We start from the raw sequence: 24,232 nt of genomic DNA on the forward strand, positions 1-24,232 counted from the left end.
ATGCCGAAGTCGAGGGAGCGGACCGGGCGCGGCGCCGTATGCGCGCTCGCGGCCCTGGCTTTGTCGGCCGCGCTGACTTCGGCCGCGGCCGCCCCGCTGCCCGGGGAATCCTCCCGAATTCCTTTCGCCGAGCGCTTCCACCTCACCGGGCACGGCGGTATCGCGCGGACCGGCCATGGCGCGGTGCGGCGGCGGGCGTGCCGGGGCGCCGGCAGCGCCCGGCTCCGGCTGCCGGCCGGCTCCCGGGTGCGCTACGCCCGGCTCTACTGGGGCGGCGACCTGCGGGCCGGCGGGCACCGCGCGGCCGGGGACGCCGGTCAGGTGCTCCTCACCGGGCCCCACGGCCGCTACGAGCAGGTCCGCGCGGACGCCCCGATCGGCCGCCGCACCACCGCCCGCCACGACGACTACCAGGCCGGTGCGGACGTCACCGCCCTGGTGCGGCGCGGGGGCGCCGGCACCTACACGGTGGCGCGGGCGGCCACCGGAAGCTGCCGGGCACGGGCCGGGACCGGGGGCGGCTGGGTGCTGGTCGCCGCCTACGAGAACCCGAAGGAGCCGCTGCGGCGGCTGGCGCTGTGGGACGGATTCGAGCCGCTGGGCGGCCGTCGCCGGACGTTCGCGGTGGAACTGGCCGGGCTGGGCATTCCGGAGCATTCCCGGGGACGGGCCGGCGTCGTGGCTTACCACGGAACACGGGAAAACCACGGAAAAATCTCGGCCCGGGCCGGTCGCATTACTCCGGTCGCGCGGCACGATTCCGCCGGTCCGGTGAATCGCGCGGTCCGTTCGGCCGCTCTGGATTTCGGTCGGCGGGCGCCCCGCGCACCCGCTTACCGGCACGGCCTCGGTTTCGGTTCCGAGGTCTTCGACCTGACGCCGGCGCTCCGGTCCGGGGGCGATCGGCTGGCATTCCGCTTCACCACCCGAAAGGCGGGTTATTTGCTCGGCGCGCTCTTCGTCCAGGCCGATCTCGGGCGCTGAGCGGCGGCGTCGGCAATTCCCGCGGAGTTCTGACAGCTCGGTAATCAGGGGAGCAGTGCGCGTGCCGCCACAAGACCCGCCGTCCCAGGAGCGGCTCACGGTCCTCCATGTGTCCCAGCCGGTCGACGGCGGGATCGCCCGGGTCGTCGCCGGCCTGGTGCGGTCCCAGGTCGCGGCCGGACTGCGGGTGGTGGTGGCCGCGCCGCCCGGCGGCACCCTGCACGCCGAGGCCGCGACCGCGGGCGCCGAGGTGGTGCTGTGGCGTGCCCGCGGCACCCTGGCGACGGCGCTGTCCGCGTCGCGCGGGCTGGCCCGGCTGGTCCGGCACACCGGCCCGCACCTCGTGCACGTCCACGGTGCCCGGGCCGGGTTCGCCGTCCGGCGCGCGGTGCGCGGACGCATCCCGACCGTCCACCAGCCGCACTGCTGGCCGTTCGAGGCGGTCGGCGGGCTGATCGCCCGGGCGGCGCCGGTCTGGGAGCGGCGCGCGGCGCGCTGGACGCACCGGATGCTGTGCGTCAGCGAGGCGCAGCGGACCCGCGGCACGGCCGCCGGGGTCGCCGGCCGGTGGGTGGTGATCCCCAACGGCGTGGACCTGCGGCGCTTCTCGCCCGCCGACGACGAGGCCCGGGAGACCCTGCGGACCGCGCTGCCCGCACTGCACGACACGGTGCCGGCCGGCGCGCCGCTGGTGGTGTGCGTGGCGCGGCTGTGCCCGCAGAAGGGCCAGGCGACGCTGCTGCGGGCCTGGCCCGCGGTGGCGGCCAAGGTGCCGGACGCCCGGCTGGCGCTGGTCGGCGACGGGCCGGACCTGGCGGCGCTGCGCCGGGCCGCGCCGCCCGGGGTGGTCTTCGCGGGCGCCGCCGACAGCCCCGTCACCTGGTACCGGGCGGCGGACCTGGTGGTGGTGCCGTCCCGGTGGGAGGGGATGGCGCTGGTCCCCCTGGAGGCGATGGCCTGCGGCCGGGCCGTGGTGCTCAGCGACGTGGGCGGAGCCCGGGAGTGCCTGCCGGGCGACGCCGCGGACGACTGCCTGGTGCCGCCGGACGACCCGGTCGCGCTGGCCCGGGCCGTCACCGCCCTGCTGACCGACGCGGACCGGCGCACCGCGCTCGGGGAGCGGCTGCGGGACCACGTACGGATGGCCCACGACGGGCAGCGCACAGCGGGCGCGGTGCTGAACCTGTACCGGGAACTGCTCGCCGTGCCGCCCGCCCTGGCCCTGGCACGGGACGGACGATGACGGCCGAGCGCGCGGACGCGCCCCCGGCCGGCACGGGGAGCGCCGGAAGCCGCCCCGGTCCGCCGGCCGGCGCGCTGCCCCGCCCCGCCGCCCCGGCCGCCCCACCGGTGCCGCCGGCCCCGCCCGTCCTCCCCGCCCGGACCGCACCGCGCCGGGCCGCCCCCGCCCTGCCGGCCGCGGCCGACGCCCTGGCCGCCGCCGGCGCCGCCCTCCTCGTGGGCGCCGACCCGGCACTGCTCGCCGGGCTGGTGCCGCTCCTGCTGCTGCTCACCTTCCGCGCCGGGCACTACCGCCCGAGCCCGGCGCCGGCCGCCCTCGACGAACTGGGGCCGCTGCTCGGCCGGGCCGCCGCCACCTGGTGCGCGGCGGCCGCGGCACTGGCCGCGCTCCGGCCCGGACAGGCGCTCGGCCCGGTCGCCCTGCCGGCCGCGGTGGCCGCCCAGGCCGTGCTGGCCGCGGCCGGGCGGGCCGTGGTGTACCGGGTACGGCGGGCCGCCGCCCGGCGCCGGCCCCGCGCGGCCCTCCTCGTCGGCCCCGAACCGGCCGCCCGGCAGCTGGCCGCGGCGCTGCGGGCGCACCCGGAGTACGGGCTGTGCCCGGTGGGCGTGGTACCGACCGGTCCGGCCGCCCCGTACACCGACCCGGTGGGCGCGGTGCCGCCGGCGCTCCGCTCGTCCGAGGCGGTCACCCTCGCCGTCATCCGCCACACCGTCCGCGACGCGGTCTTCCTGCAGCCGCCGCAGAGCGACCCGTACGCCGCGGCGCTGCTCCGCCGGTTCCTCGGCCAGGGCACGGCCGTCTGGCTGGCCGGCGCCGCCGCGGCCCGCGACGGCCGACCGGCCGGACCGGGCACCGGCCACCTGTGGGGCTTCGCCTGCCGGCCGTGGGAGACCGCCGGGCCCCGGCCCGGCGGACCCGCCAAGCGGGCCGGGGACCTCGTCCTGGCGGCGGCGGCACTGCTGCTGACGGCGCCGCTGCTGCTCGGCTGTGCGCTGGCGCTGCGGCTCGCGGACGGGCCCGGTGCGATCCGCCGGCTGGAGCGGCTGGGCCGGGACGGCCGCCGCTTCGCCGTGCTGCGGTTCCGCACCGCCCGCCCCGGCGCCCGGCCCGGCCGCCTCGGACGGTGGCTGCGCCGCACCTCCCTGGACGGGCTGCCGCAGCTGTGGAACGTGCTGCGCGGCGACCTGAGCCTGGTCGGGCCGCACCCCGAACGGCCCGCCCGGGCCGCGGAGTTCGCCCGCCGCCACCCCCAGTACGCGGCCCGGCACCGGATGCCGCCCGGCCTCACCGGCCTGGCCCAGGTGCACGGGCTGCGCGACGGCGCCCCCGCCGAAGAACGGGCCCGCTTCGACAACCTCTACATCGACGGCGGGTCGCCGGGACTGGACCTGCGGATCCTGCTGCGGGCCGCGCTCCGGCCGCGGCCGCGCCGGGAGTCCCGATGACCGCGCCGGCCGCCCGCACCCCGCCCCCGCCGCACCGCCGTGCGCCCGCCCCCGACGAGGCCGACCCGGCCGCTGACCAGGCCACCCTGGCCGCTACCCCTGGAGGGATCCGGTGAAAGTCCTGCACGTCATCACCGGCCTCGAAGTGGGCGGCGCCGCACAGCAGCTGCGGCTGCTGCTGCGCCGGCTGCCCGCCCACTGCGAGGTCGTCACCCTGACCACCCCCGGCCCGCTCGCCGAGGCCATCGAGGCGGACGGCACCCCCGTCACCCACCTCGAAATGACCGGCAACCGGGACCTGTCCGTACTCCCCCGCCTGTCCGCCCTGATCCGCGACACCGCCCCCGACGTCATCCACACCCACCTCTACCGGGCCTGCGTCTACGGCCGGGTCGCCGCCCGGATGGCCGGCGTCCGCGCGGTCGTCGCCACCGAGCACTCGCTGGGCGACGCCGTCATCGAGGGCCGCCGGCTGACCCGCGGCGTCCGCACCCTGTACCGGGCCACCGAGCGGCTGGGCTCGGCGACCGTCGCGGTCTCCGACACCGTCGCCGCCCGGCTCCGCCGCTGGGGCGTCCCCGAGCGGCGGATCCACGTGGTGCCCAACGGCATCGAGGCGCACCGCTTCGCCTACGACCCGGCCGCCCGGGCCACCCTCCGGGCCCGGCTCGGCCTGGCGCCCGACACCTTCGTGGTCGGCGGCGCCGGCCGGCTGGTGCCCGGCAAGCGGTTCGACGTCCTGGTCCGGGCGGTGACCCAGCTGCCCGGCGTCCACCTGCTGCTGGCCGGCGACGGGCCCGAGCTGGAGCCGCTGCGGCGGATGGCCGGGCAGTTCGGCTCCGGCGACCGCATCCACCTCCTCGGCGCCGACGGCGGCGAGCCCGGACCGGTCCCCGGCGACGGACCGGGCGTCCCCCGCATGCTGTCGGCCATCGACGTCTTCGTCTCGCCCACCCCCGACCAGGCGTTCGGCCTGGCCGCCCTGGAGGCCCTGGCGTCCGGACTGCACGTCCTCCACGGCAGCTGCCCGGCCGTCGACGACCTCCCCGCGGACCAGGCCCCCGGCGCCCGCCGCTTCGGCCACGGCGTCCACGAACTGACCGCCGCGCTCAGGGAGTTGCGACGTACCGAACCGGGCCGCCTGCCGGTGCCGCCGGTGGTGCACCGCTACGACATCGACCGCAGCGCCCGGGAACTGACGGCCGTCTACGAGCAGGCCCTGGCCGCGGCCCGCCGGAACCGTCCGGCACCGGAACCCGCCACCCTGCCCGCCGGCCCGCCGGGACTGCCCCCGGGCTTCTCGCTGCCCGACCCCTCCCCGGCGCCGGCCCCGGACGGGCACTCGCTCTCCCAGCGCTGACCGGCCGGCAGCGGTGCGCGGCGGCGGGACGGCCCCGGGCCGTCCCGCCGCCGCGTGTCACACCACCGCCGCCTCACTGGCAGCGGTCGACCGCCTCGATCGTGCGGGCCGCCTCGCCCAGCGCCGCCCGCAGCACCACCGGGTCGGTGGCGTCGGCGTAGGCCCCCTCCGGCGGCACCAGCCAGCCGGTCCCCTGCACCGGCGGCTCCGGCACCGGCCCGCCGTCCGGCCCGGCCAGGGAGATCCCGCGCCCCGAGGTCTGCGTGCAGGCGCTGCCCGGCACGTCCCAGCCGTCGGCCGTCCCCGGCGGGACCAGGAAGCCGAGGGTGTCGCAGGCACCGTCGTGCAGGACCGGGCCGACGCCGTCCCGCAGCCGCAGGATGTCCACCGCCTCCAGCCCCTGCCGGGCCGGGACCGTGACCAGGTCACAGGGCCGGGCGACGCTCCCCGGGGCGGTGCGCCCCTCGCGGGCCGCGGCCCGGCCCGCGGACTCCTTGCCGCCCCTGCTGACGCCGGTCTCCCACACGGAGAACCCCTCCTCCTGCACGCGCCACACCCTTTACACCGACTTCAACGGAGAAACGCGTCAACAGCTACGGCGGCGGAACGCTGCAAAGGATGGCACTTCATGGCGGATCGCGGGTGAGATATTCCGGTTTGTAGCCAAACTCAGGGTGGCGGAGCCGTCACAGCCGGTACCGTCGTCCCGCCGCACCGCCAGGACGCGGCAAGGTCACACGATGGCACGGAGGAGGGCCTGCCGGTGGATCGGGGTCGGACCCGGCCGTGAACACCGGGCGGGCCCTGGGGCACGGAGAGGTCCGCCATGACGTCGCAAGCTCAGCGTTCAGCGTCGTCCCGCACCGTATCCGCCCGCCCGAACTCCGCCTTCCGACAGCTGCGCGGCCGGCTGTCGCCCGGCGAGTTCGCGGCGGCGGTCCGACGGGCCGCCCGTGAGATCGGCGAGCAGGTCTCGTGCGACGCCCGCTATGTGGGCCGCGTCGAGTCCGGGGAGATCCGGTGCCCGAACTACGCCTACGAACGGGTGTTCCGGCACATGTTCCCCGGGCTGACGCTGCCCGACATGGGGTTCGAGCCGCGGGAGACGGTACGCGGACGGGGGGCGCGTACCGACGGCGCCGCGTCCCTGGCGACCGACCCCGACCACCGCGATACCCGTATCCAGAACTGCGAGGAGAGCGACGTGCTACGTCGCGCGTTCATCACCGGCGGCCCGGCTGCCGCCCTGGGCCTGGCCGGCCTCTGTCCCCCGGCGCACGCACCGTTCCCCCCGTCGGCGGCCGTGCCCGGACCCCGTACCGCACCCGGCGCCCGGGCCGGCGCCACCGAGGCCACCGCCGTCGAGGAAGCCGTCCGCCGGATCCGCCTGCTCGACGACCGGCACGGCGCCGACGGCCTCTACCACCGCGCCGTCCAACCCCTGCGCGCCGCCTACGAACTGCTCGACGCCGGCGTCCAACGCCGCGCCGTCTACGACCGGCTGCACACCGGCGCCGGCGAACTCGCCATCTCCGTCGGCTGGTTGGCGCACGACTCCGGCCGCTTCGACGACGCCCGCTCGCACTACGCCGAGGCGCTGTCCACCGCCCGGGTCTGCGGCGACGCCGCGCTGGAGGCCCACGCGTTCTGCAACACCGCCTTCCTGGCCCGCGACGCCGGCCGACCGCGCGAGGCCGTACGGGCCGCGCAGGCCGCCCAGCAGGCCGCCAAACGGCTCGGCTCGCCGCGGCTGCGGTCGCTGCTGGCGCTGCGCGAGGCCGGCGGCTGGGCCGGGCTCGGCGACCGCACCGGCTGCACCCAGGCCCTGACCCGCGCCGAGCGGCTCTTCGCCGCCGGCCCCGGCGACCACGACCCCGAGTGGATGAGCTTCTACGGCGAGGCCGAACTCGCCGGCCTCACGGCGCAGTGCTGGGCGGCGCTGGGCGAGCACGGGCGCGCGGCGGACCACGCCCGGCACGCGGTGGCCCGGCAGGACCCGCACTTCACCCGCAACATCGCGCTGTTCAGCACCGAGCTGGCCGGCAACCTCGCGGCCGGCGGCGCCGCCGAGGAGGCCGCCGCGGCCGCCCTGCGCACCCTCGGCCTGCTGGAACAGGTCCGCTCGGCCCGGATCCGGACGATGCTGGACGGCGTCGCGGCCGCGCTCCGCCCGTACCGCAGCTGCGGCCCGGTCGCCGAATTCCTGCGGCGGCACCGGGCGGCCGCAGCGAGCGGGCCCACCGGACGCCGGCCGGCCTGAATCCCGGGGCGGCGGCCACGCCCCCGCCGGGTGCGTCGCCGGCTCAGTCCAGGTGGCCGGTCTCGTTCCAGCTCTCCACGGCCGGCTCGCCGTAGGCCCAGCCGAGCACCGACAGCGACGTCGGCGCCAGCCGGAGCCGCGCCGCGAAGGAGACGTCCAGGCCCAGCCAGCGCGCGCCCAGCACCCGCAGGATGTGGCCGTGCGCGAAGACCAGCACATCGCGGTCGGCCGAGCGCGCCCAGTCGACCACCGCGTCGGCCCGCGCCGAGACCTCGGCGAGCGTCTCGCCCGCCGGCACCCCGTCCCGCCAGATCAGCCAGTCCGGCCGGTCCGCCTTGATCTGCGCCGGCGTCAGCCCCTCGTACGCGCCGTAGTCGACCTCCAGCAGCGCGTCCCACTCCTCGGCCCGCTCCCCGAAACCCGCCAGCTCGCAGGTCTCCTTGGCGCGCACCAGGGGGCTGGTGCGGACCTCGACGCCCGGCAGGCCGTCGAAGGGGGCGCGGTGCAGCCGCTCGCCCAGCAGCTTGGCGCCCCGCCTCCCCTCGTCCAGCAGGGGGATGTCGGTGCGTCCGGTGTGCCGGCCGGAGACGGACCACTCCGTCTGTCCGTGCCGGGCCAGAAATATGCGCGGTGCCATGGGTCGTACCTCTCGCCGGGATCGATGCCGGCTTCTCGTCGTGCTTGGCTGGGCGCGGGCGGCGCTGACCGCGGCCCCTCCATCATCGCGCACCCGTCGCGGAGCCCGCCGGGGCCTCGCGCGGGCTCGGGGGACCGTGCCCGGACCGGGGCCCCGGATGCCAGACTTCGGCAGGTGAACGTTTCCCGCGAAAGCCGGCCCGCGGCGGCCACGACGAACGTCCCCGGTCTGCGGCAGCGCCTGACCGAACTGCGCGGCCCCGGCGTGCGCCCCCGGTCGCTGGACGCCCGCGCACTCGCCGCGCTCGCCGCCAACCCCGGCTGCCGACGCCGGGCACTCCTGGGCGGTGCGGGCGTCGACAAGGGCGCGCTGGCCCGCGCGCTCGGCTCGCCCGCCGCCTACGGCCAGTCGCAGTTCGCCCTGGCCCGCGGCAACTCCTTCGAGGCGCGGGTGAAGGCCGACGGCGGCACGGAACTGCTGCGGCTGCTGTGCGAGCGGCTCGCACCGGGCACCGCCGTCCCGGAGCACGACGCGGTGGCCCGCCCAGACCTGTCCGCGGCCGGGCCCGAGGGCCGGGCGGCCCGCACCGCGCTGGCACTGCGCGAGGCGGCCGCCGCCGGCGGCTGGGCGCTGCTGGACCACCCGCTGCTGGCCATGGACGTCGCCGGCTCCCCCGCCTACGTCGAGCCGGACGCCGTGGTGGTGCACCCGGACGGCACCTGGACCGTCGTCGAGATCAAGTCCTTCCCCCTGATCGACGGCGCCGCGGACGCCGCCAAGGTGGGCGCCGCGGCCCGGCAGGCTGCCGTGTACGTCCTCGCCCTGGAGGCGGTCGCGGCGCACGCCGCGGCGCACACCGGCCGCCCCGTCCGGGTCCGCGACCGGATACTGCTGGTCTGCCCCAAGGACTTCTCCAACCTCCCCACCGCCGCCCCCGTCGACGTCCGCAAGCAGCTCGCCACCACCCGCCGCCAGCTGGCCCGGCTCACCCGCGTCGAGGAGATCGCCGCCGCACTCCCCGCGGGCACCACCTTCGACCTCCGGCTCGCCGACGACGGCCGGACCGCGACCCGCCCGGCCCCGGAACTGGCCGAGGCCGTCGAAGCGGTCCCCGCCGCCTACGCACCCGAGTGCCTGGCCGCCTGCGAACTGGCCTTCCACTGCCGCCAACGGGCCCGCCAGGAGGGCGCGGTGGAGACCCTGGGCCGCTCCGTACGGGGCGAGCTGGGCGGACTGCGCACCATCGAGGAGGCCCTGGCGGCCGCCGCCGGCGCACCGGAGGCCGACCCCGGCGACCCCGCCGTCCAGGCCCTCCGCACCGCCGCCGCACTGCGCGCCGAGGCCCTCTCCGGCGCCACACCTCCCGGTGCAAGCACCGTTCCCCAAGCTCTCAACTCCGTTCGAGCAGGGGAGGCCCCATTCACCGGAGCGGCTGACGCCGCGGCCCCGCCCGCGCCCCGGGACGGGAAGGGGAAGGACGCATGACGCTCATCGAGACACTGGCCCGGATGGAGGCGGTGGCCGCCGGCCGCGCCCGGCCGCTGACCACGGTCCGCCACCGCCACCTCGCCGAACACCCGCTGGTCCTCGTCCCGTTGACCACCGCCGGCGAGGCCGGCGCCCCGCTGGGCGCACTCGTCGGCACCGACCGGGAGAAGCCCCTGCTGCTGACCGTCCCCCAGCCCCGCGACCGCGACCTGCGGTTCGCCTTCCTCGCCGACCTGGCCGAGGCGGTGCTGCCCTACGTGGAGGGCTTCGCCGACGACGTCGAGTACGAGGAGCGCAAGGAGACCGACGCCGAGACCGGCAAGAAGGTCCCGGTGCAGGTCGAACTGTGCACGGACGCCCCGCAGTTGATCGTGCCCAGCGCCGCCGGCGTCGAGTACGTCCGGCTGCTGGGCCGCTCGATGCGGTTCCGGCGGACGGCCGAACAGGACCCGGAGACGCCCCACCCGGCGCCGCCGCACGTCCCGCTGCTGGGCCGCTGGTTCACCCACCTCGGCGAGCGCGCCCGGGTGCCGGGCGCCTGCCTGCTGCAGTCCATGACGGGCCTGCTGACCCGCCACTGGGCGACCGGCCAGAGCGCCCTGGAGGACCAGCACCTGGGCGCACTCCTCGCCTGGATCATGCCCACCCGTCACCCGACCTCCACCCCCGGAAGTCGGCGCGACGCGCCGGCGCTTCAACGCGTCCCGGCCCAGGAGGCCGCCGCGTTCGCCGAGGCAGCCCGCGACGCGGACGGCCAACTGCACTGCCCGCCCGCCGGCCCCGCCACCGACCCGGCCTTCGACAACCGGCTGCTGGCCCCCGCCATGGCCCGCCACGACGCCGGACTGCCCGGCGCCGCGGAAGAGATCCGCGCCCTCGTCGAGAGCCGGCTGCGGCCCACCTGGGACGCCGTCTGGCAGGGCCTCGACCTGCTCCGCGCGCTCCCCGAGGGCGCCCGCGTCCCCGACCGGTGGAAGCGCGACCGCTGGTCGTACACCGCCCACCGCGACCGGATCCGCGCCGGGGAACCCCCGCAGCCCACCCGGGACGACGCGGTCACCGCCGCCCGGAAACTCGCCTCCCGCGAGGCCGCACAGGCCCAACTCTACGCCCAGGAAGCCCTGGACGACCCCCTGGTGATGGCCGCCCGGCGGCTGGCCGGCGAGGCGCTGCAGGGCACGGTCACCGCCGTCGAGCCGGCGTTCTCCGAGGGCGCCCGGCCGATGCCGCGCCCCCTGGTGACCCTGCGCACCGGCGACCGCCCCGCACTGGACGAGGGCGTTCGGCTCCACCGCGCGCTCGCCGACGGCCGCACCCAGACCGCCGAGTTCGTCGCCCACGCCGACGACGACCCGGGCGCGCCGGTGCTCCGGCTCACCGGCGGCATGGGCCGCGCCCGCACCCCCGAACCGGGCACGGTCCCGGAACCCGGTGACACCGTGTGCTGGACCCTCTTCGCCCACGCCCCGCGCGGCGGCCCCGCCCTCCCGGAACCGGAGGACACCCCCTGGACACACGGCGGCCCGCCGGCCGTCACCGACGACGCGCCACCACCGGCCGCGGACGCGGTGACCGCGGAGGACTTCCTGTGAGGAGCGGGCCTCCCGTGAGGGGCGGGCCCTCCGTGACGGGCGGGCCTCCCGTGCGGAGCCGGCTTCTCGTGACGGGCGGGCTCCGCCACCGGTTCCCGGCCGTACGTCCGCACGCCGGCCCCTGCCGCCGACCACCGACCACCAACTCCCCGGAGAGCGACCCGGTATGACGCCCCCTCCGCCCCCGCCGCCCCTGTCCGCGCCGCCGCCGGCCGACCCCGCCGCGGCGGCCGCCGAGGCCACCGACGCGATCCTCCGCGACACGCTGCACAGCACCCGCCGCGGCGTGGTCGCGGACTCCCCGCCGGGCGCCGGGAAGTCCACCCTGGTCGTCCGCGCCGCCCGCGAACTGGCCGCCGCGGGCCGCCGGCTGATGATCGTCGCGCAGACCAACGCCCAGGTGGACGACCTCGTCCTGCGCCTCGCCGCGAAGGACCCCGACCTCCCCGTGGGCCGGCTCCACTCCAGCGAACCCGGTGCCCACGACCCCGCCCTCGCGGAGCTCCCCGCCGTCCGCACCTCCGCCCGGATCGCCGACCTCACCGCCATGGACGTCGTCGTCTCCACCGCCGCCAAGTGGGCCTACACCAAGGTCGAGGAGCCCTGGGGGCACGCCATCGTGGACGAGGCGTACCAGATGCGCTCGGACGCGCTGCTGAGCGTCGCCGGGCTCTTCGAGCGGGCGCTCTTCGTCGGCGACCCGGGCCAGCTGGACCCGTTCAGCGTGGTCGGCGCCGAGCAGTGGGCCGGCCTCTCCTACGACCCCTCCGCCAGCGCGGTCTCCACCCTCCTCGCCCACAACCCGGACCTGCCGCAGCACCGCCTCCCCGTCTCCTGGCGGCTGCCGGCCTCCGCCGCGCCCCTGGTGTCCGGCGCGTTCTACCCGTACACCCCGTTCCGCAGCGGCACCGGGCCCGGCGACCGGCGGCTGGCGTTCGGCGTCGCGGGCGACGGCTCGGCCGTGGACCGCGTCCTGGACGAGGCCGCGGAGTCCGGCTGGGGGCTGTTGGAACTGCCCGCCCGGCACACCCCGCGCACCGATCCGGAGGCGGTGCACGCCCTGGCCGGGGTCGTCCGCCGCCTCCTGGACCGCGGCGGCGCCGCCACCAGCGAGCAGTCCGACGCGCCCGCGCCCCTGACCGCCGCCCGGATCGCGGTCGGCACCGCCCACCGCGACCAGGCCGCGGCCGTCCGCGCCGCCCTCGCCGAGCTGGGCGTGACCGGCGTGACCGTCGACACCGCCAACCGCCTCCAGGGCCGCGAGTTCGACGTCACCGTCGTCCTGCACCCGCTCTCCGGCCGCCCCGACGCGACCGCCTTCCACCTGGAGACCGGACGGCTGTGCGTACTCGCCTCCCGGCACCGGCACGCCTGCATCGTCGTCTGCCGCGCCGGCGTCGCCGAACTCCTCGACGAGCACCCCGCCACGGAACCGGTCCGACTGGGCGTCACCGTGAAGTTCCCGGACGGCTGGGAGGCCAACCACGCCGTCCTGTCCCACCTCGCGGAGCACCGGATCCCCCTCCGCCCCTAGGGCGCTTCCGACGGATCTCCGCGGCGTCGCGGCCCCCTTGCGCCGGGCGGGACAATGGAATGCGGCAGACAACGATGGAGGTAGGTACATGTCCGAGCCGCAGCCGGCTCCCGATCCCCGCGGTACGGCGCCCGCCCCCCGCCGCATGAGGCCCGCGCAGCTGCTGTTCGAGCCGCCCGAGGCCACCGCCGACCCCGAGCACTTCTTCGGGCTGGAGTCGATGGACGATCCCGGCGCGCTCCTCGGCCGCGCGACCGAGCTCACGCTCGCCTTCCGGGCGGCCGCCGACCGCGCGACGGAGTTCCAGGCGATGGCCGCGGCCCAGCTGGCCGACCCCCGTCGTTTCGACCGGCTGCCGCTGGCGGAGGTCGCCGAGCGGGCCGACTGGACCGAGGACTACGCGCAGAAGATGGTCGAGTTCGGCCGGAGCCTGCTGCGCAGCGGCAGCACGGTGCCGCCGGACGCCGACTGAGGTGTCACACGAACCTCAGGGGTCGCTCCTGGCCCTTGGGTCAAGATCATGAGCCCCTGGCATATGCAGGGAGGGGAAGATACTCCCCGTCGCGCCGCGCTGTCCCGGTTTCCGGCAATCAGCTCTGGCGCGGCGCGGGGAGTCGATAGACCGGTCCCATGAGCGAATGGCTGCCTGAGACTCCCCGGAACCCGGCCTTCCCCACCACGGCGTACGTCACCCTCGCCGGGGCCGACTGGCTCGCCTCCACCAGCCCGCATCCGGAGGGTCTGCACCGGCTGTGGGCGGAGCGGCCCACCGCGCCGAGCACGCTGCCGTGCGGCACGGTCTTCGACGTGATCAACGCCCCGGCGCTCTTCGGACGGCGCATGGTGGACCGGCTGTGGTCGGCCGGCCCCGGTTCGGGGCCGGTGGCCATGCACCGCGGCCGGATCCTGCTGTTCGCGGCCCCCGGCACCGCCCAGCGGCTGCCCGCGCTGCTGGCCTGGGAGGAGTGGGGCAGCGCGGTGCCGCCCCTGCTGTGCCACGGCAGCGGGGACGCGGTGACGGTGCCGCCGTTGCACCCCCACGCCGCGGGTGGCCGGCGGGGGCCGCTGACCGGACGCGGGTTCGCCGCCCTCAGGCCCGGCGAGGGGTACGGGTGGACGGCGTCGGGGGCCGGGTGGCCGATCGACGTCGCGGCCGGCGCGGGTGAGGCGGGTGCGACGGCCGGCCCGGCCTACGGTGACGCCCCGACCTCCGCCGGCGACCCGGATTCCGCCGGCGACCCGGGCGCCCCCGCCGCCTCGCGCTGGCTGGTCGCGCCGGATGTGCGGGAGCCGTGGCTGCCGGGGCCCGAGGTGTTGTTGTGGGCCTGTGTGCGGGCCGCGCGGGGTGGGCTGGGGGCCGATCGGGAGACTGCCCGCGAACACCACGAATTGGCTGTTCAGGGCGTGGATACGGGACCGACGGGCGGCTGAGGGGAAGCGGTTTTTGCCCTCCCCGGCCAGGATGCTAATGTTTCCTCCGTCAGCAGGCGCCGCTAGCTCAGTTGGTTAGAGCAGCTGACTCTTAATCAGCGGGTCCGGGGTTCGAGTCCCTGGCGGCGCACAGACGGTCGAAGGCCCCCACTCCGGTGGGGGCCTTCGGCGTGCGTGGGCCCCACTGCCGTGCACTACGCGGTGCTGTGGGTGACCTTGACCGCCCACTCGCCGTCGCCGGACCGGCCCTCAACCTGGATGTGTACGCCGTCCTCGGTGTCGTTGAGGCTCTCCCCCACGCCGAGCGGGGCGTCGGCGAGCGGCGGGTAGACGGAGGTGCCCCAGCAGGCGGAGGTACCGGGGTGGCCGTCGAGGACCCGGACCGGACCGGAGCCGGACGCGGTGGAGCTGCGGACGCGGTAGACGAGGACGCCCTCGGTACAGAGGGAGCGGTCGTTGCCCTCGGCGGCGCGGGCTTCCATGGCGAGGGCGGTCTCGGGCCCGGTGCGGACGACCAGGAGGCGGGGGCGGCGGGGGCCGGCGGGGTCGTCGGGCGCGGAGAGGGGGCGCAGTGCGTGCATCCGGGGACGGTCCAGGGAGACGCAGTCGACCTGGCTGTCGGTGATCCAGCCCAGGCGCCACTTGTGCCAGGCGAAGGGGTCGGGGGCCAGTCCGAACTGGCTGCCCATGAGGTCCCAGTCGCCCACGTAGGTGTCCCAGTCGCCGTGGCCGTTCTCGGGGCGGTGGTAGAGGTCCGGCAGGTCGAAGACGTGGCCGGTTTCGTGGGCGAGGACGTTGCGGTCCGGCGGGCTGTGCTCGAAGACGGTGACGAAGCGGCTGAGCTCGGCGCCGTCGGCGTGCATCGGCTGGTCGAGGTTGACGACCTTGGTGGCGTCGGAGTCGACGCCGGGGGCGCCGGGGTCGGCGGCGAGGTAGATGAGGTCGTAGCGGCTGAAGTCGATGGCGGGGTCGGCGGCGGCGACCGCGTCGCGGAGGTAGGCGGAGCGGCGTCCGGAGTCCCAGTCGCGCTGTATGCCGTACCAGGTGGAGGGGTGCGGCATGCGGACCCAGTGGTGGTGGACGTGGGTGCGGAGGCGGAACCTGCCGTAGGAGGCGCGGGCGAAGAAGCGGTCGGTGGCGGGGAAGTAGTCGCCGGAGAGCTCTTGCGGGGTGGCGGTGGGGCGGGCGTCGGGGAAGGAGAGGTAGATCATCACCGCGTCGAGCCGGCGGTCGGGGCGGGGGTAGGCGCCGTTCCAGCTGTCGACGCCTTCGGAGTGGTGGGCGTCGGTGCGTCCCAGGGCGCAGGAGAGGGCGGCTTCGGAGGCGGTGGCGGGGCCGGTGACGATGGAGGTGGCGATGAGCGCGCTCAGGGAGGTGGCGATCGCTGCGACGCGCCGCATGCGTCGGCGGTCCACCCCGGGGGGTGTCTGAGCGCGCGGCACGTGGACCTCCAGGGGTGGAATCGGGACACCCACTTACCCTGAGGTGATTTCATGCTCTTCGTCCTGATATGGCAGCCCGAAGGGGTGACCTGGACACCTCCCCTGTCTCGTAACGCAAAGTCACAAGCGACTAAAGGTGCAATAGGGGCGAACAGAGCCGGACAGATTTGGCTGAACTTCCGTCATGCGTGCGGATGGTCACGGCTTCGTCGCTGGATCGGCCCTCGTGCCAGCCTCTATGATCGCCACACTTTCCAGGGCGAGGTCCCCCCTCCGTCACGAGACAAGCGCCATGCGGGAGCGAGCAGTGAGCGGACACCCCGACAGCACGGGCCGCACGTCCGGAGCGACACTGCCGTCAGTGACGGAGCGTGATGGTTCGACCAAAGACCCGACCGACCGGTCCGCTTCTCCGCCCTGCGACGCCTCGGCGCGCTGCGACGGCACCGCGGCCTCCCTCGGCGACTACCGCGCCGCCTTCCTCGCCGCGAGCCTGCCGATGGCCGTCCTCAACCGCGACGGGCTGGTGCTCGCCGCCAATCCCGCGCTGGGCGCCCTGGTGGGCACCGACCCGGACGAGCTGGTCGCCGCCACCGCCGCCGACCTCACCGACCTGGGCGCCGACCCGCGGGTGTGGAGCGCGTACCGCGAGGTGCTGTGCGGCCGCAGCGAGCGGCTGCGCTGCACCCGGCGGCTGAAACGCTCCGACGGGAGCTCGGTGTGGGTGGAGGTGACCGTCGAGCCGGTGACCGAGGGGCCGCTGGGCGGCGAGGAGCGGGTGCTGCTGTCGGCGGCGGACATCAGCGACCGGCACGATCTGCGGGCCCGGCTGCGGCATCTGCAGATGCACGACCCGGTGACCCGGCTGCCCAACCGCACGCTGTTCTTCGAGCGGCTCTCCGCGGCGCTGGAGGCGGCCTCGTTCGAGCGGTCCGGCACCGGCCGGATCGGGCTGTGCTACCTGGACCTGGACGGCTTCAAGGCGGTCAACGACACCCTGGGACACCGGGTCGGCGACCGGCTGCTGAGCGCGGTGGCGCAGCGGCTGACGCGCTGTGCGGAGCGGGCCGCGGAGCGCGGGCCGGGCCGCGGCGGGCATCTGGTGGCGCGGCTGGGCGGGGACGAGTTCGCGCTGCTGGTGGAGGACTCCACCGGCACCGACCAGCTGGCGGAGCTGGCGCAGTCCGTACTGGACGCGCTCCAGCGGCCGTTCGACCTGGCCGGGCAGCGGATGTCGGTGTCGGCGAGCATCGGCGTGGTGGAGCGGGCGGCCAGCGGGACCACCGCGACGGGTCTGATGCAGGCCGCGGACACCACGCTGTACTGGGCGAAGGAGGACGGCAAAGCCCGGTGGACGCTCTTCGACCCGGAGCGCAACGCCCACCGGATGACCCGGCAGGCGCTGTCCAGCACACTGCGGCCGGCGGTGGACCGCGGGGAGTTCACGCTGGAGTACCAGCCACTGGTCGGGCTGGGGGACGGCCGGGCGCAAGGGGTGGAGGCGCTGGTGCGGTGGCGGCACCCGCAGTTCGGGGTGCTGTCGCCGAATCGGTTCATCGCGCTGGCCGAGGAGAACGGCGCGATCGTGGAGCTGGGCCGCTGGGTACTGGAGCGCGCCTGCTATCAGGCGCGGGCCTGGCAGCTGGCGCACCCCGGAGGCCAGCCGCTGTTCGTCAGCGTGAATGTGGCCGTGCGTCAGGTGTGGGACTCCGACCTGGTCGCGGACGTCGCCGGAATCCTGGCGGAGACCGGGCTGCCGCCGCGGCTGCTCCAGCTGGAGCTGACCGAGTCCGCGGTGATGGGGTCGGCGGGCCGGCCGCTGCAGGCGCTGCAGGCGCTCAGCGACATGGGGGTGCGGATCGCCATCGACGACTTCGGCACCGGCTACTCCAACCTCGCCTATCTGAGCCGGCTGCCGGTGTCGGTGCTGAAGCTGGACGGGTCGTTCGTGCACGGCTTCCGGTCGCAGGAGCACCCGAACCCGGCGGACGAGGTGATCGTGGAGGCGCTGGTCGCGCTGGCGCACCGGCTGGGGCTGACGGTGACGGCGGAGTGCGTGGAGAGCGCCGAGCAGGCCGAGCGGCTGCGCCGGATCGGCTGTGACACCGGGCAGGGCTGGCTGTACTCCCGGCCGGTGGCCCCGGACCGGGTGGAGGCGTTGCTGGACGCGGGGCGCGCCTGCGGCTGAGCCGCGGCGCGCCCCGTACCGGGTGCCGGGCGGGCGTCAGCCCCGAGGGAGCCCGTAGGCGTCGGCTATGAGGTCGTAGGAGCGGCGGCGGACCTCGCCGGTGTGGGCGTTGGCGGTGATCATCAGCTCGTCGGCGCCGGTGCGCTTGGCGAGGTCGTCGAGGCCCTGGCGGACGGCGTCCGGGGTGCCGTGGAGGACGTTGCCGAGCCAGCTGTCGACGAAGTCCTGCTCGACGGCGCTGAAGTGGTGGGCGGCGGCCTCCTCGGGGGTGGGGACGAGGCCGGGGCGGCCGGTGCGCAGCCGGACCATGGCGAGGGCGCCGGTGCGGACCTGGCGGAGCGCCTCCTGTTCGTCCTCGGCGGCCAGTGCGGAGACGCCGATCAGGGCGTAGGGCTCGGCGAGCACCTCGGAGGGGCGGAACGAGGAACGGTAGAGGTCCAGGGCGGGGACGGTGTTGGCCGCGGAGAAGTGGTGGGCGAAGGCGAACGGCAGGCCGAGCGCGCCGGCCAGACGGGCGCTGAAGCCGGAGGAGCCGAGCAGCCACAGGGGCGGGCGGTGCGGGGACTGGACGCCGCCGGGCGAGGTCGACTGGACCGGGCCGGGGACGGCGTGGATGCGCGCGTAGGGGTGGCCGTCGGGGAAGTCGTCGTCGAGGAAACGGGCCAACTCGGCCAGCTGCTGCGGGAAGTCATCGGCGCCCTCATGGAGCCGCTCGGTGCGGCGGAGGGCGGCGGCGGTGGCGCCGTCGGTGCCGGGGGCGCGGCCCAGGCCCAGGTCGACGCGGCCGGGGGCCATCGCCTCCAGGGTGCCGAACTGCTCGGCGATGACCAGGGGGGCGTGGTTGGGGAGCATCACGCCGCCGGAGCCGAGCCGGATGCGGTCGGTGTGCGCGGCGAGGTGGGCGAGGAGCACCGCGGGCGAGGAGGAGGCGACGCCGGGCATGGAGTGGTGCTCGGCGACCCAGTAGCGGTGGTAGCCGCGGCGTTCGGCGGTGCGGGCGAGGTCGACGGCGGTGCGGACCGCGGCGGTGGCGGTGCTGCCGGCGCCGACCGTCACCAGGTCGAGCACGGACAGGGGGACGGGTGCGGTGCCGAGGGCGGTGCCCCGTATGCCGTCGTCCCCGGGGGTGCCGTCGGTGCTCGGGGTCTGCTGGTCTTCGCCGCTCACGGTGCGGGTCCTCCTCGCGTCGCGCTTCTGACGTCGTTGGTCTGCGGGCCCGGACTGCGGGTCTGCGAGGAGGGTAACCGGAGCAATTCTCCGGTTATTCCCGGTGGGGCGAGGCGTCCGAACGGGTGACCGGGGGCACGGCGGGGTGGCGGGCGGGACGGGCCCGTGCGGGCCCGTCGACCAGAGCCTAGGCGCGTGCCGGGCGGGAGAAGAGCGTGCCCAGTTCCGGGCAGGCGAGGGGGCGGTCCAGGAGTCGCAGGCCCTCCCAGACCGTCACCTGATTGGCGGTGAGGACCGGTTTGCCGAGCGCGGCTTCGAGGGCGGGCAGATGGGCGGCGGTGTGCAGGGCGGTGTCGGGGAGCAGGACGGCCTCGGCGTCGGGGTGGTCGCCGGCCCGGGCCAGCTCCAGGACCTCGTCGCGGCCCCAGGTGCCGACCTCGGCGGCGGTGATGACGCCGCTGCCGCGGGTGGCGACGACCTCGATGCCGGCGGACTTGAGGAACGCGTGGAAGCACTCGGCGACATCGGTCGGATAGGTGGCGGCGATCGCGACCCGCCGGGCACCGAGGGCCCGGACGGCGTGCGCGAAGGCGAAGGAGGTGCTGGAGGCGGGCAGCCCGGCGGCGGCCGACAGCTCCCGCACCTGCTCCTGGGCGCCCTCCCAGCCGTAGACGAAGCTGGCGCTCGTACAGGCCCAGACGACGGCCTCGGCGCCGCGGTCCCGCAGTGCGCCGACGCCGGCCGCGAGCCGGGCCGCCGAGCCCATCTCCCGCAGCGCGTCGACGCGGTGGGCGTCCTCGCCGATGTCGGTGTGGACGAGCGGCAGGCGGACCGCGCCGCCCAGGAGTGCCTCCAGCCGGGGGTAGTCGTCCTCGGCGGAGTGGCCGGGGTAGAGGAAGCCGACCGATGCCATGCAGGTCTCCCTTGCGGGTGGTGGGTGCGGTGTGCGGTGGTGCGGCGGACCGGGCTCAGACCGGGGGCCGGCGGCCCGGGTCGTCGGGGAGGTACGGGGGCGGCTCGGGGCCGTCGCCGGGATCCGCGTCGGGCGGGGCCGGCGGGCCGGCCAGGGCGGCCTCGGGAGTGGGTCTCGGTGCGCTCCGCGGCGGCGGCTGGGTGCCGGTCATGGCCGCCGGGCCGCTGCGCGCCACGGGATCGAGCAGCGCCTGGTACGGGCCGACGGCGCGGACGCCGATGGCGCGCAGCGCGGCCCACATCGTCACCTGGTTGGCGGAGAGCACGGGCATCCGCAGCTCGGCCTCCAGTTGGGGGATGACGTCGTAGGTGGGGAGGTTGGTGCAGCTGATGAAGAGGGCGTCGGCGGCTCCGACGACGGCCGCACGGGCCATGTCGACGACATCGCGGTAGGGGACCTTCCAGATGTGCCGGGTGAGTCCGAGATAGGCACGGCCGGTGACGGTGATGCCCGCCTCGGCGAGGTACTCCTCCAGGGATCGGGTGACGGACTTGGTGTACGGGGTGACGACGGCGATGCGCCGGGCGCCGATCTCGTGGAGGGCCTCGAGCGCGGCGCCCGAGGTGGTCAGGGCTGGCACCTCCCCCGCCTGGGTCATGGCCGCGCACATCGCGCGTTCGCCCGCGGTGCCGCCGACGAAACTGCCGGACGTGCACGCGTAGGCGATGACCTGCGGCGACACCGCGCACAGCGCCTGGACGGCGGCATGCAGGGTCTCGTGCTCGCTGACCAGGCGGGCCAGGTCGAGGCTGACCTCGACGGGCACGAAGGGAGTTCGGGTCAGGTGGAGGGACACGTCGTCGGGGACCCAGCGCCACAGCTCGCGGTCGAGCGCGAAGTCGAAGGGGGCGACGACACCCACGCCGAGCTGCGGCTGTGGGCCACCCAGGAAAGAGACGTCCATGAAGGCCCCTAGAAAGGCACGAAGGGCTGGAAGGGCACGGCCAGTGGCCGGGGAGGTGATGCAGCCGGACAAGCCGGGGACGTCGGGACAGAGCCGTTGTTGACACGGTAGATACGACTTCTTAGCGTGGTCAATCCTCGCATCTCAGGCATCTGTCGGCGCCCTGTTCCGCGATACGGGGCACTCGTTTTCAGAACGGTTTCTCTGGCCTATGTCCGTTAGCACCGGCAGCACCGACGCCCCCGGCGGCACCACCGTCCCCACCCTTCTCGTCCTGGGTTCCGAGCCACCCCCGCGGCTGGACCGCCTCACCGGCCGGGCCGAGATCGTCTTCGCCGACGAGACGACCCTGGCCGGCCTACTCCCCACCGCCGACGCGCTGTTGGCCTGGGATTTCACCTCCGACGCGATCCGGGAGAGCTGGCCCGCCCACGGCCCGCGGCCCCGCTGGGTGCACACCGCCAGCGCCGGCGTGGACCGGCTGCTGTGCCCGGCGCTGATCGCCGACGACACCGTCGTCACCAACGCCCGCGGGGTCTTCGAGCAGCCGATCGCCGAGTACGTCGCCGGACTGGTGATCGCCATGGCCAAGGACTTCTACGGGAGTTGGGAGCTGCAGCGGCAGCGGCGCTGGCAGCACCGGGAGACGCTGCGGCTGGCCGGGACCCGCGCGGTGGTGGTCGGGTCGGGGCCGATCGGCCGGGCCGTCGGCAGCACCCTGCTGGCACTGGGTGTCGGCGTCGACCTGGTCGGCCGCCGGGAGCGGACCGGTGATCCGGAGTTCGGCCGGGTGCACGCCGCGGGGGCCCTGAACGGGCTGCTGCCGCACGCGGATTGGGTGGTGTGCGCGGCGCCTCTGACGGCGGAGACCCGGGGGATGTTCGGGGCCGCGGCGTTCGCCCTGATGCCGCGGCGGGCCCGCTTCGTCAACGTCGCCCGCGGGCCGCTGGTCGACGAGGCGGCGCTGGTCGCGGCGCTGCGGGAGTGGCGGATCGCGGCCGCGGCGCTGGACGTCTTCGCGGACGAGCCGCTGGCCTCGGACAGCCCCCTGTGGGACGTGCCGCACCTGATCGTCTCGCCGCACATGAGCGGCGACACCCTGGGCTGGCGGGACGCGCTCGCCGCGCAGTTCCAGGACAACTTCGACCGGTGGGCGGCCGGCGAGCCACTGCGCAACGTGGTCGACAAACGCCTCGGATACGTACCGGTGACCTGACCGCGCGGGCCGTCCGGGCCCGGCCCGCGGCGGTCCGCGCCCCGCCCGCCGCCCCGCCCGGGGCGGCCGACGCTCGGAGGACGCATGACCAACGGACCGACCCGCCTCGCCGACCTCACCGCCACCCGTCTGCTCGCCGGCTACGCCTCGGGCGAGTTCTCCCCCGTCGAGGCGACCCGGGCCGTGCTGGAGCGCGCCGAGGCCGCCCAGGCCGCCGTCAACGCCTTCACCCGGATCGACGCCGAGCAGGCTCTCGAGCAGGCCGCGGCGTCGGCGGAGCGCTGGCGGAGCGGCGCGCCGGCCGGGCCGGTGGACGGGGTGCCGGTCACCGTCAAGGACCTGCTGCTGATGCGGGGCGCGCCGACGCTGCGCGGCTCGCGCACGGTCCGGGCCGAGGGCGCGGCATGGGACGAGGACGCGCCGTCGGTGGCCCGGCTGCGGGAGGCCGGTGCGGTGTTCGTCGGCAAGACCACCACCCCGGAGTTCGGCTGGAAAGGTGTCACCGACAGTCCGCGGCACGGGGTGACGGGCAATCCGTACGACCCGGGGCGCACCGCGGGCGGCTCCAGCGGGGGCGGTGCGGCGGCGGTGGCGCTGGGCGCCGGGCCGCTGAGCCTGGGCACGGACGGCGGCGGGTCGGTGCGGATCCCGGCGTCGTTCTGCGGGATCTTCGCGCTGAAGGCGACGTACGGGCGGGTGCCGCACTATCCGGCGAGCCCGTTCGGGACGCTGGCGCATGTGGGGCCGATGACGCGGGACGCGGCGGACGCGGCGCTGATGATGGACGTGATCTGCGGCCCGGACTGGCGGGACTGGTCGCAGCTGGCGCCGGTGGCGGGGTCGTTCCGGGAGGCGCTGGCCGGGAAGGTGACGGGGCTGCGGGTGGCCTACAGCCCGTCGCTGGGGTGGGACGTGCCGGTGGCGCCGGCGGTGGCGGCCGCGGTGCGCCGGGCGGTGGACACACTGGCGGAGCTGGGCGCGGACGTGGAGGAGATCGATCCGGGGGTGGCGGATCCGGTGGCGGCGTTCCACACGCTGTGGTTCAGCGGCGCGGCCCGGCTGGTGCAGCCGCTGGGGGCGGCCGACCGGGAGCTGCTGGATCCGGGCCTGCGGGAGATCTGCGAGGAGGGGGCCCGTTACAGCGCGCTGGACTATCTGGCGGCGGTGGACGTGCGGATGGCGCTGGGGCGGGCGATGGGCCGTTTCCACAGCGTGTACGACCTGCTGGTGACGCCGACGGAGCCGATCACCGCGTTCGCGGCCGGCCGGGAGGTACCGCCTGGTTCCGGCCACACGCGGTGGACGGGCTGGACGCCGTTCACGTACCCGTTCAACCTCACCCAGCAGCCCGCCGCGAGCGTGCCCTGCGGGGTGGACGGCGACGGGCTGCCGATCGGGGTGCAGCTGGTCGGCGCGCGGCACGCGGACGCGCTGGTGCTGCGCGCCGCGCACGCGCTGTACGAGGCGGGGGCGGCGGAAATCCCGCGGCCGGCGGTTCCGTAGGGGCGGGGGTCCGTAGGCGCGGGGGGGGGCGGGCGGGTCACCTAGGGAGGGGGCGAACACTTCCCGTAGGGGGCGGCGGGGCCCCCTCGGGGCCACAACGCGAGGGGGGCGGAAGGTATTCCGGAGGGTGTTCCGGCAGCCCCGCGGTCCCGCCTTCCCCGGGAGCGTTCGGCCCCCGGTGTGCCTTCCCCGGGGAAGGCACACCGCGAAGCCCCGTCACGCCCGTCGGAAGTTGAGCGTCTCCCCCAGGGCGCCGGCGCGCCAGAGGTCCTGGCAGGCGTCGGCCATCCGGTCCAGGCCGTCGACGACCGCGCCCCAGACGATGCCGGGCACCCAGCCCGCGTCTCCGTTGATCAGCAGGTTGTTGCGCTCGTAGAAGAGCGCGAGGTCGACGACGGTGGCGCGGCCGCGGTGCCTGGCCTCGCGCTCGTAGCCGTAGGAGGCGGTGCCCAACTGGGTGTCGCTGAAGGTGAAGTAGCACAGGTCGCCGGGGATCGGGGTGATGGTGGGGTTCTCCAGCGGCGGTTCCTCGGGCGCGAACGGCGGCACCAGGGCGTAGATCTCGTTGCGGGCGTACTTGGCGTGGTAGACGTCGCCGCCGAGCGGGAGCGCGTCCCAGACGGCGGCGCAGGTGAGCGGGGCACGATCGTCGAGCAACTTGGCCGTGCAGCTGACGCCGCGCTTGTCCAGGGAGACTTCGATGAAGCGATCGGTCATATCCCGAGCGTAGGGGGCATTACCGGCGTACGGAACATCTCCTGCGGCGGTGTGAAGGGCTCGAAACGATCGGCATAGGCGTGAACGCTTCGGGTAGCCACGCGCCCATGGCTCCACCACAGAGCACGTCCTCAGACAATCAAGGACC

20 protein-coding genes and 1 tRNA gene are annotated in these 24,232 nt (G+C 76.0%); 14 read left to right on the plus strand and 7 right to left on the minus strand.

Features of this window, described 5'->3' with window-relative positions; all coding sequences use genetic code 11:
- The 4 genes from B073_RS0132195 to B073_RS0132210 all read left to right on the plus strand — a co-directional run bounded on the left by B073_RS0132195 (window position 1) and on the right by B073_RS0132210 (window position 5,032).
- Window positions 1–984, plus strand: a complete 984-nt coding sequence (locus tag B073_RS0132195; protein ID WP_018542201.1) for a hypothetical protein — start codon at window positions 1–3, stop codon at window positions 982–984.
- A 61-nt stretch (window positions 985–1,045) separates the two neighbouring features.
- The gene (locus B073_RS0132200; RefSeq protein WP_106732024.1) at window positions 1,046–2,227 is read left to right on the plus strand and encodes a glycosyltransferase family 4 protein; all 1,182 of its coding nucleotides are present in this window, start codon (window positions 1,046–1,048) and stop codon (window positions 2,225–2,227) included.
- Window positions 2,224–3,672 carry a sugar transferase gene (locus tag B073_RS0132205; protein ID WP_018542203.1) on the plus strand — a complete coding sequence of 483 codons (1,449 nt, stop codon included), beginning with the start codon at window positions 2,224–2,226 and terminating at the stop codon, window positions 3,670–3,672. Before B073_RS0132200 ends, B073_RS0132205 begins: the two co-directional genes overlap by 4 nt.
- Window positions 3,673–3,784: 112 nt before the next feature.
- A complete protein-coding gene (locus B073_RS0132210; protein ID WP_018542204.1) occupies window positions 3,785–5,032 on the plus strand; it encodes a glycosyltransferase in 1,248 nt (415 codons plus the stop codon).
- Between the two features lie 73 nt (window positions 5,033–5,105).
- On the opposite strand, the gene B073_RS0132215 is transcribed toward B073_RS0132210, so the two are convergent.
- Window positions 5,106–5,579 (minus strand): hypothetical protein, encoded by a 474-nt coding sequence (locus B073_RS0132215; protein ID WP_051094317.1) that lies wholly within the window; start codon window positions 5,577–5,579, stop codon window positions 5,106–5,108.
- 279 nt (window positions 5,580–5,858) lie between these two features.
- Here B073_RS0132215 and B073_RS41880 point away from each other — a divergent pair, with 279 nt between their 5' ends.
- Window positions 5,859–7,292, plus strand: a complete 1,434-nt coding sequence (locus B073_RS41880; protein WP_018542206.1) for a hypothetical protein — start codon at window positions 5,859–5,861, stop codon at window positions 7,290–7,292.
- A 43-nt stretch (window positions 7,293–7,335) separates the two neighbouring features.
- Here B073_RS41880 and B073_RS0132225 read toward each other — a convergent pair whose 3' ends face one another.
- Window positions 7,336–7,929: a histidine phosphatase family protein gene (locus B073_RS0132225; protein ID WP_018542207.1), complete on the minus strand. Its 594-nt coding sequence runs from the start codon at window positions 7,927–7,929 to the stop codon at window positions 7,336–7,338.
- A 174-nt stretch (window positions 7,930–8,103) separates the two neighbouring features.
- Here B073_RS0132225 and B073_RS0132230 point away from each other — a divergent pair, with 174 nt between their 5' ends.
- The 6 genes from B073_RS0132230 (at window position 8,104) to B073_RS0132255 (ending at window position 14,104) form a co-directional block, all read left to right on the plus strand.
- The gene (locus B073_RS0132230) at window positions 8,104–9,414 is read left to right on the plus strand and encodes a hypothetical protein (RefSeq protein WP_018542208.1); all 1,311 of its coding nucleotides are present in this window, start codon (window positions 8,104–8,106) and stop codon (window positions 9,412–9,414) included.
- Entirely contained in the window at window positions 9,411–11,009 is a 1,599-nt protein-coding gene (locus tag B073_RS0132235; RefSeq protein ID WP_018542209.1) for a hypothetical protein, read from the plus strand. Before B073_RS0132230 ends, B073_RS0132235 begins: the two co-directional genes overlap by 4 nt.
- A gap of 166 nt (window positions 11,010–11,175) precedes the next feature.
- Entirely contained in the window at window positions 11,176–12,543 is a 1,368-nt protein-coding gene (locus B073_RS0132240) for an AAA domain-containing protein (protein ID WP_018542210.1), read from the plus strand.
- A gap of 88 nt (window positions 12,544–12,631) precedes the next feature.
- On the plus strand, window positions 12,632–13,015 hold the full coding sequence (locus B073_RS0132245; RefSeq protein ID WP_018542211.1) for a hypothetical protein: 384 nt from the start codon (window positions 12,632–12,634) through the stop codon (window positions 13,013–13,015).
- A gap of 158 nt (window positions 13,016–13,173) precedes the next feature.
- Complete coding sequence (locus B073_RS0132250) at window positions 13,174–13,974, plus strand: bifunctional DNA primase/polymerase (RefSeq protein WP_018542212.1); 801 nt, start codon at window positions 13,174–13,176, stop codon at window positions 13,972–13,974.
- A 56-nt stretch (window positions 13,975–14,030) separates the two neighbouring features.
- A tRNA-Lys gene (locus tag B073_RS0132255) sits at window positions 14,031–14,104 on the plus strand.
- Window positions 14,105–14,168: 64 nt separating this feature from the next.
- Here the strand turns inward: B073_RS0132255 and B073_RS0132260 are convergent.
- Window positions 14,169–15,374 carry a M6 family metalloprotease domain-containing protein gene (locus tag B073_RS0132260; protein ID WP_018542213.1) on the minus strand — a complete coding sequence of 402 codons (1,206 nt, stop codon included), beginning with the start codon at window positions 15,372–15,374 and terminating at the stop codon, window positions 14,169–14,171.
- A gap of 403 nt (window positions 15,375–15,777) precedes the next feature.
- Between B073_RS0132260 and B073_RS0132265 the strand changes: the two genes are divergently transcribed.
- A complete protein-coding gene (locus tag B073_RS0132265) occupies window positions 15,778–17,604 on the plus strand; it encodes a putative bifunctional diguanylate cyclase/phosphodiesterase (protein WP_018542214.1) in 1,827 nt (608 codons plus the stop codon).
- Between the two features lie 36 nt (window positions 17,605–17,640).
- Here the strand turns inward: B073_RS0132265 and B073_RS0132270 are convergent, their stop codons facing one another.
- The 3 genes from B073_RS0132270 to B073_RS0132280 form a co-directional block, all read right to left on the minus strand.
- Window positions 17,641–18,771: an LLM class flavin-dependent oxidoreductase gene (locus B073_RS0132270; RefSeq protein ID WP_018542215.1), complete on the minus strand. Its 1,131-nt coding sequence runs from the start codon at window positions 18,769–18,771 to the stop codon at window positions 17,641–17,643.
- Window positions 18,772–18,958: 187 nt separating this feature from the next.
- Complete coding sequence (locus tag B073_RS0132275) at window positions 18,959–19,684, minus strand: aspartate/glutamate racemase family protein (RefSeq protein ID WP_018542216.1); 726 nt, start codon at window positions 19,682–19,684, stop codon at window positions 18,959–18,961.
- A 55-nt stretch (window positions 19,685–19,739) separates the two neighbouring features.
- Window positions 19,740–20,648, minus strand: a complete 909-nt coding sequence (locus tag B073_RS0132280) for an aspartate/glutamate racemase family protein (RefSeq protein WP_018542217.1) — start codon at window positions 20,646–20,648, stop codon at window positions 19,740–19,742.
- A gap of 211 nt (window positions 20,649–20,859) precedes the next feature.
- Here B073_RS0132280 and B073_RS0132285 point away from each other — a divergent pair, with 211 nt between their 5' ends.
- Window positions 20,860–21,864, plus strand: a complete 1,005-nt coding sequence (locus B073_RS0132285) for a D-2-hydroxyacid dehydrogenase (protein WP_018542218.1) — start codon at window positions 20,860–20,862, stop codon at window positions 21,862–21,864.
- 84 nt (window positions 21,865–21,948) lie between these two features.
- The gene (locus B073_RS0132290; protein WP_018542219.1) at window positions 21,949–23,367 is read left to right on the plus strand and encodes an amidase; all 1,419 of its coding nucleotides are present in this window, start codon (window positions 21,949–21,951) and stop codon (window positions 23,365–23,367) included.
- A 216-nt stretch (window positions 23,368–23,583) separates the two neighbouring features.
- On the opposite strand, the gene B073_RS0132295 is transcribed toward B073_RS0132290, so the two are convergent.
- Window positions 23,584–24,084, minus strand: coding sequence for a DUF3830 family protein (locus B073_RS0132295; protein ID WP_018542220.1), 501 nt, complete (start codon window positions 24,082–24,084; stop codon window positions 23,584–23,586).
- Between the last annotated feature and the right edge of the window lie 148 nt (window positions 24,085–24,232).

This window comes from Streptomyces sp. MspMP-M5, assembly GCF_000373585.1.
GTDB lineage: Bacteria > Actinomycetota > Actinomycetes > Streptomycetales > Streptomycetaceae > Streptomyces.

Excerpts from the sequence above, each read along its gene's own strand:
- B073_RS0132195 (WP_018542201.1), top strand. The coding sequence starts at position 1 with ATGCCGAAGTCGAGGGAGCGGACCGGGCGCGGCGCCGTATGCGCGCTC.
- B073_RS0132205 (WP_018542203.1), top strand. The coding sequence starts at position 2,224 with ATGACGGCCGAGCGCGCGGACGCGCCCCCGGCCGGCACGGGGAGCGCC.
- B073_RS41880 (WP_018542206.1), top strand. The coding sequence starts at position 5,859 with ATGACGTCGCAAGCTCAGCGTTCAGCGTCGTCCCGCACCGTATCCGCC.
- B073_RS0132225 (WP_018542207.1), bottom strand. The coding sequence starts at position 7,929 with ATGGCACCGCGCATATTTCTGGCCCGGCACGGACAGACGGAGTGGTCC.
- B073_RS0132235 (WP_018542209.1), top strand. The coding sequence starts at position 9,411 with ATGACGCTCATCGAGACACTGGCCCGGATGGAGGCGGTGGCCGCCGGC.
- B073_RS0132240 (WP_018542210.1), top strand. The coding sequence starts at position 11,176 with ATGACGCCCCCTCCGCCCCCGCCGCCCCTGTCCGCGCCGCCGCCGGCC.
- B073_RS0132245 (WP_018542211.1), top strand. The coding sequence starts at position 12,632 with ATGTCCGAGCCGCAGCCGGCTCCCGATCCCCGCGGTACGGCGCCCGCC.
- B073_RS0132250 (WP_018542212.1), top strand. The coding sequence starts at position 13,174 with ATGAGCGAATGGCTGCCTGAGACTCCCCGGAACCCGGCCTTCCCCACC.
- B073_RS0132260 (WP_018542213.1), bottom strand. The coding sequence starts at position 15,374 with ATGCGGCGCGTCGCAGCGATCGCCACCTCCCTGAGCGCGCTCATCGCC.
- B073_RS0132275 (WP_018542216.1), bottom strand. The coding sequence starts at position 19,684 with ATGGCATCGGTCGGCTTCCTCTACCCCGGCCACTCCGCCGAGGACGAC.
- B073_RS0132280 (WP_018542217.1), bottom strand. The coding sequence starts at position 20,648 with ATGGACGTCTCTTTCCTGGGTGGCCCACAGCCGCAGCTCGGCGTGGGT.
- B073_RS0132285 (WP_018542218.1), top strand. The coding sequence starts at position 20,860 with ATGTCCGTTAGCACCGGCAGCACCGACGCCCCCGGCGGCACCACCGTC.
- B073_RS0132290 (WP_018542219.1), top strand. The coding sequence starts at position 21,949 with ATGACCAACGGACCGACCCGCCTCGCCGACCTCACCGCCACCCGTCTG.
- B073_RS0132295 (WP_018542220.1), bottom strand. The coding sequence starts at position 24,084 with ATGACCGATCGCTTCATCGAAGTCTCCCTGGACAAGCGCGGCGTCAGC.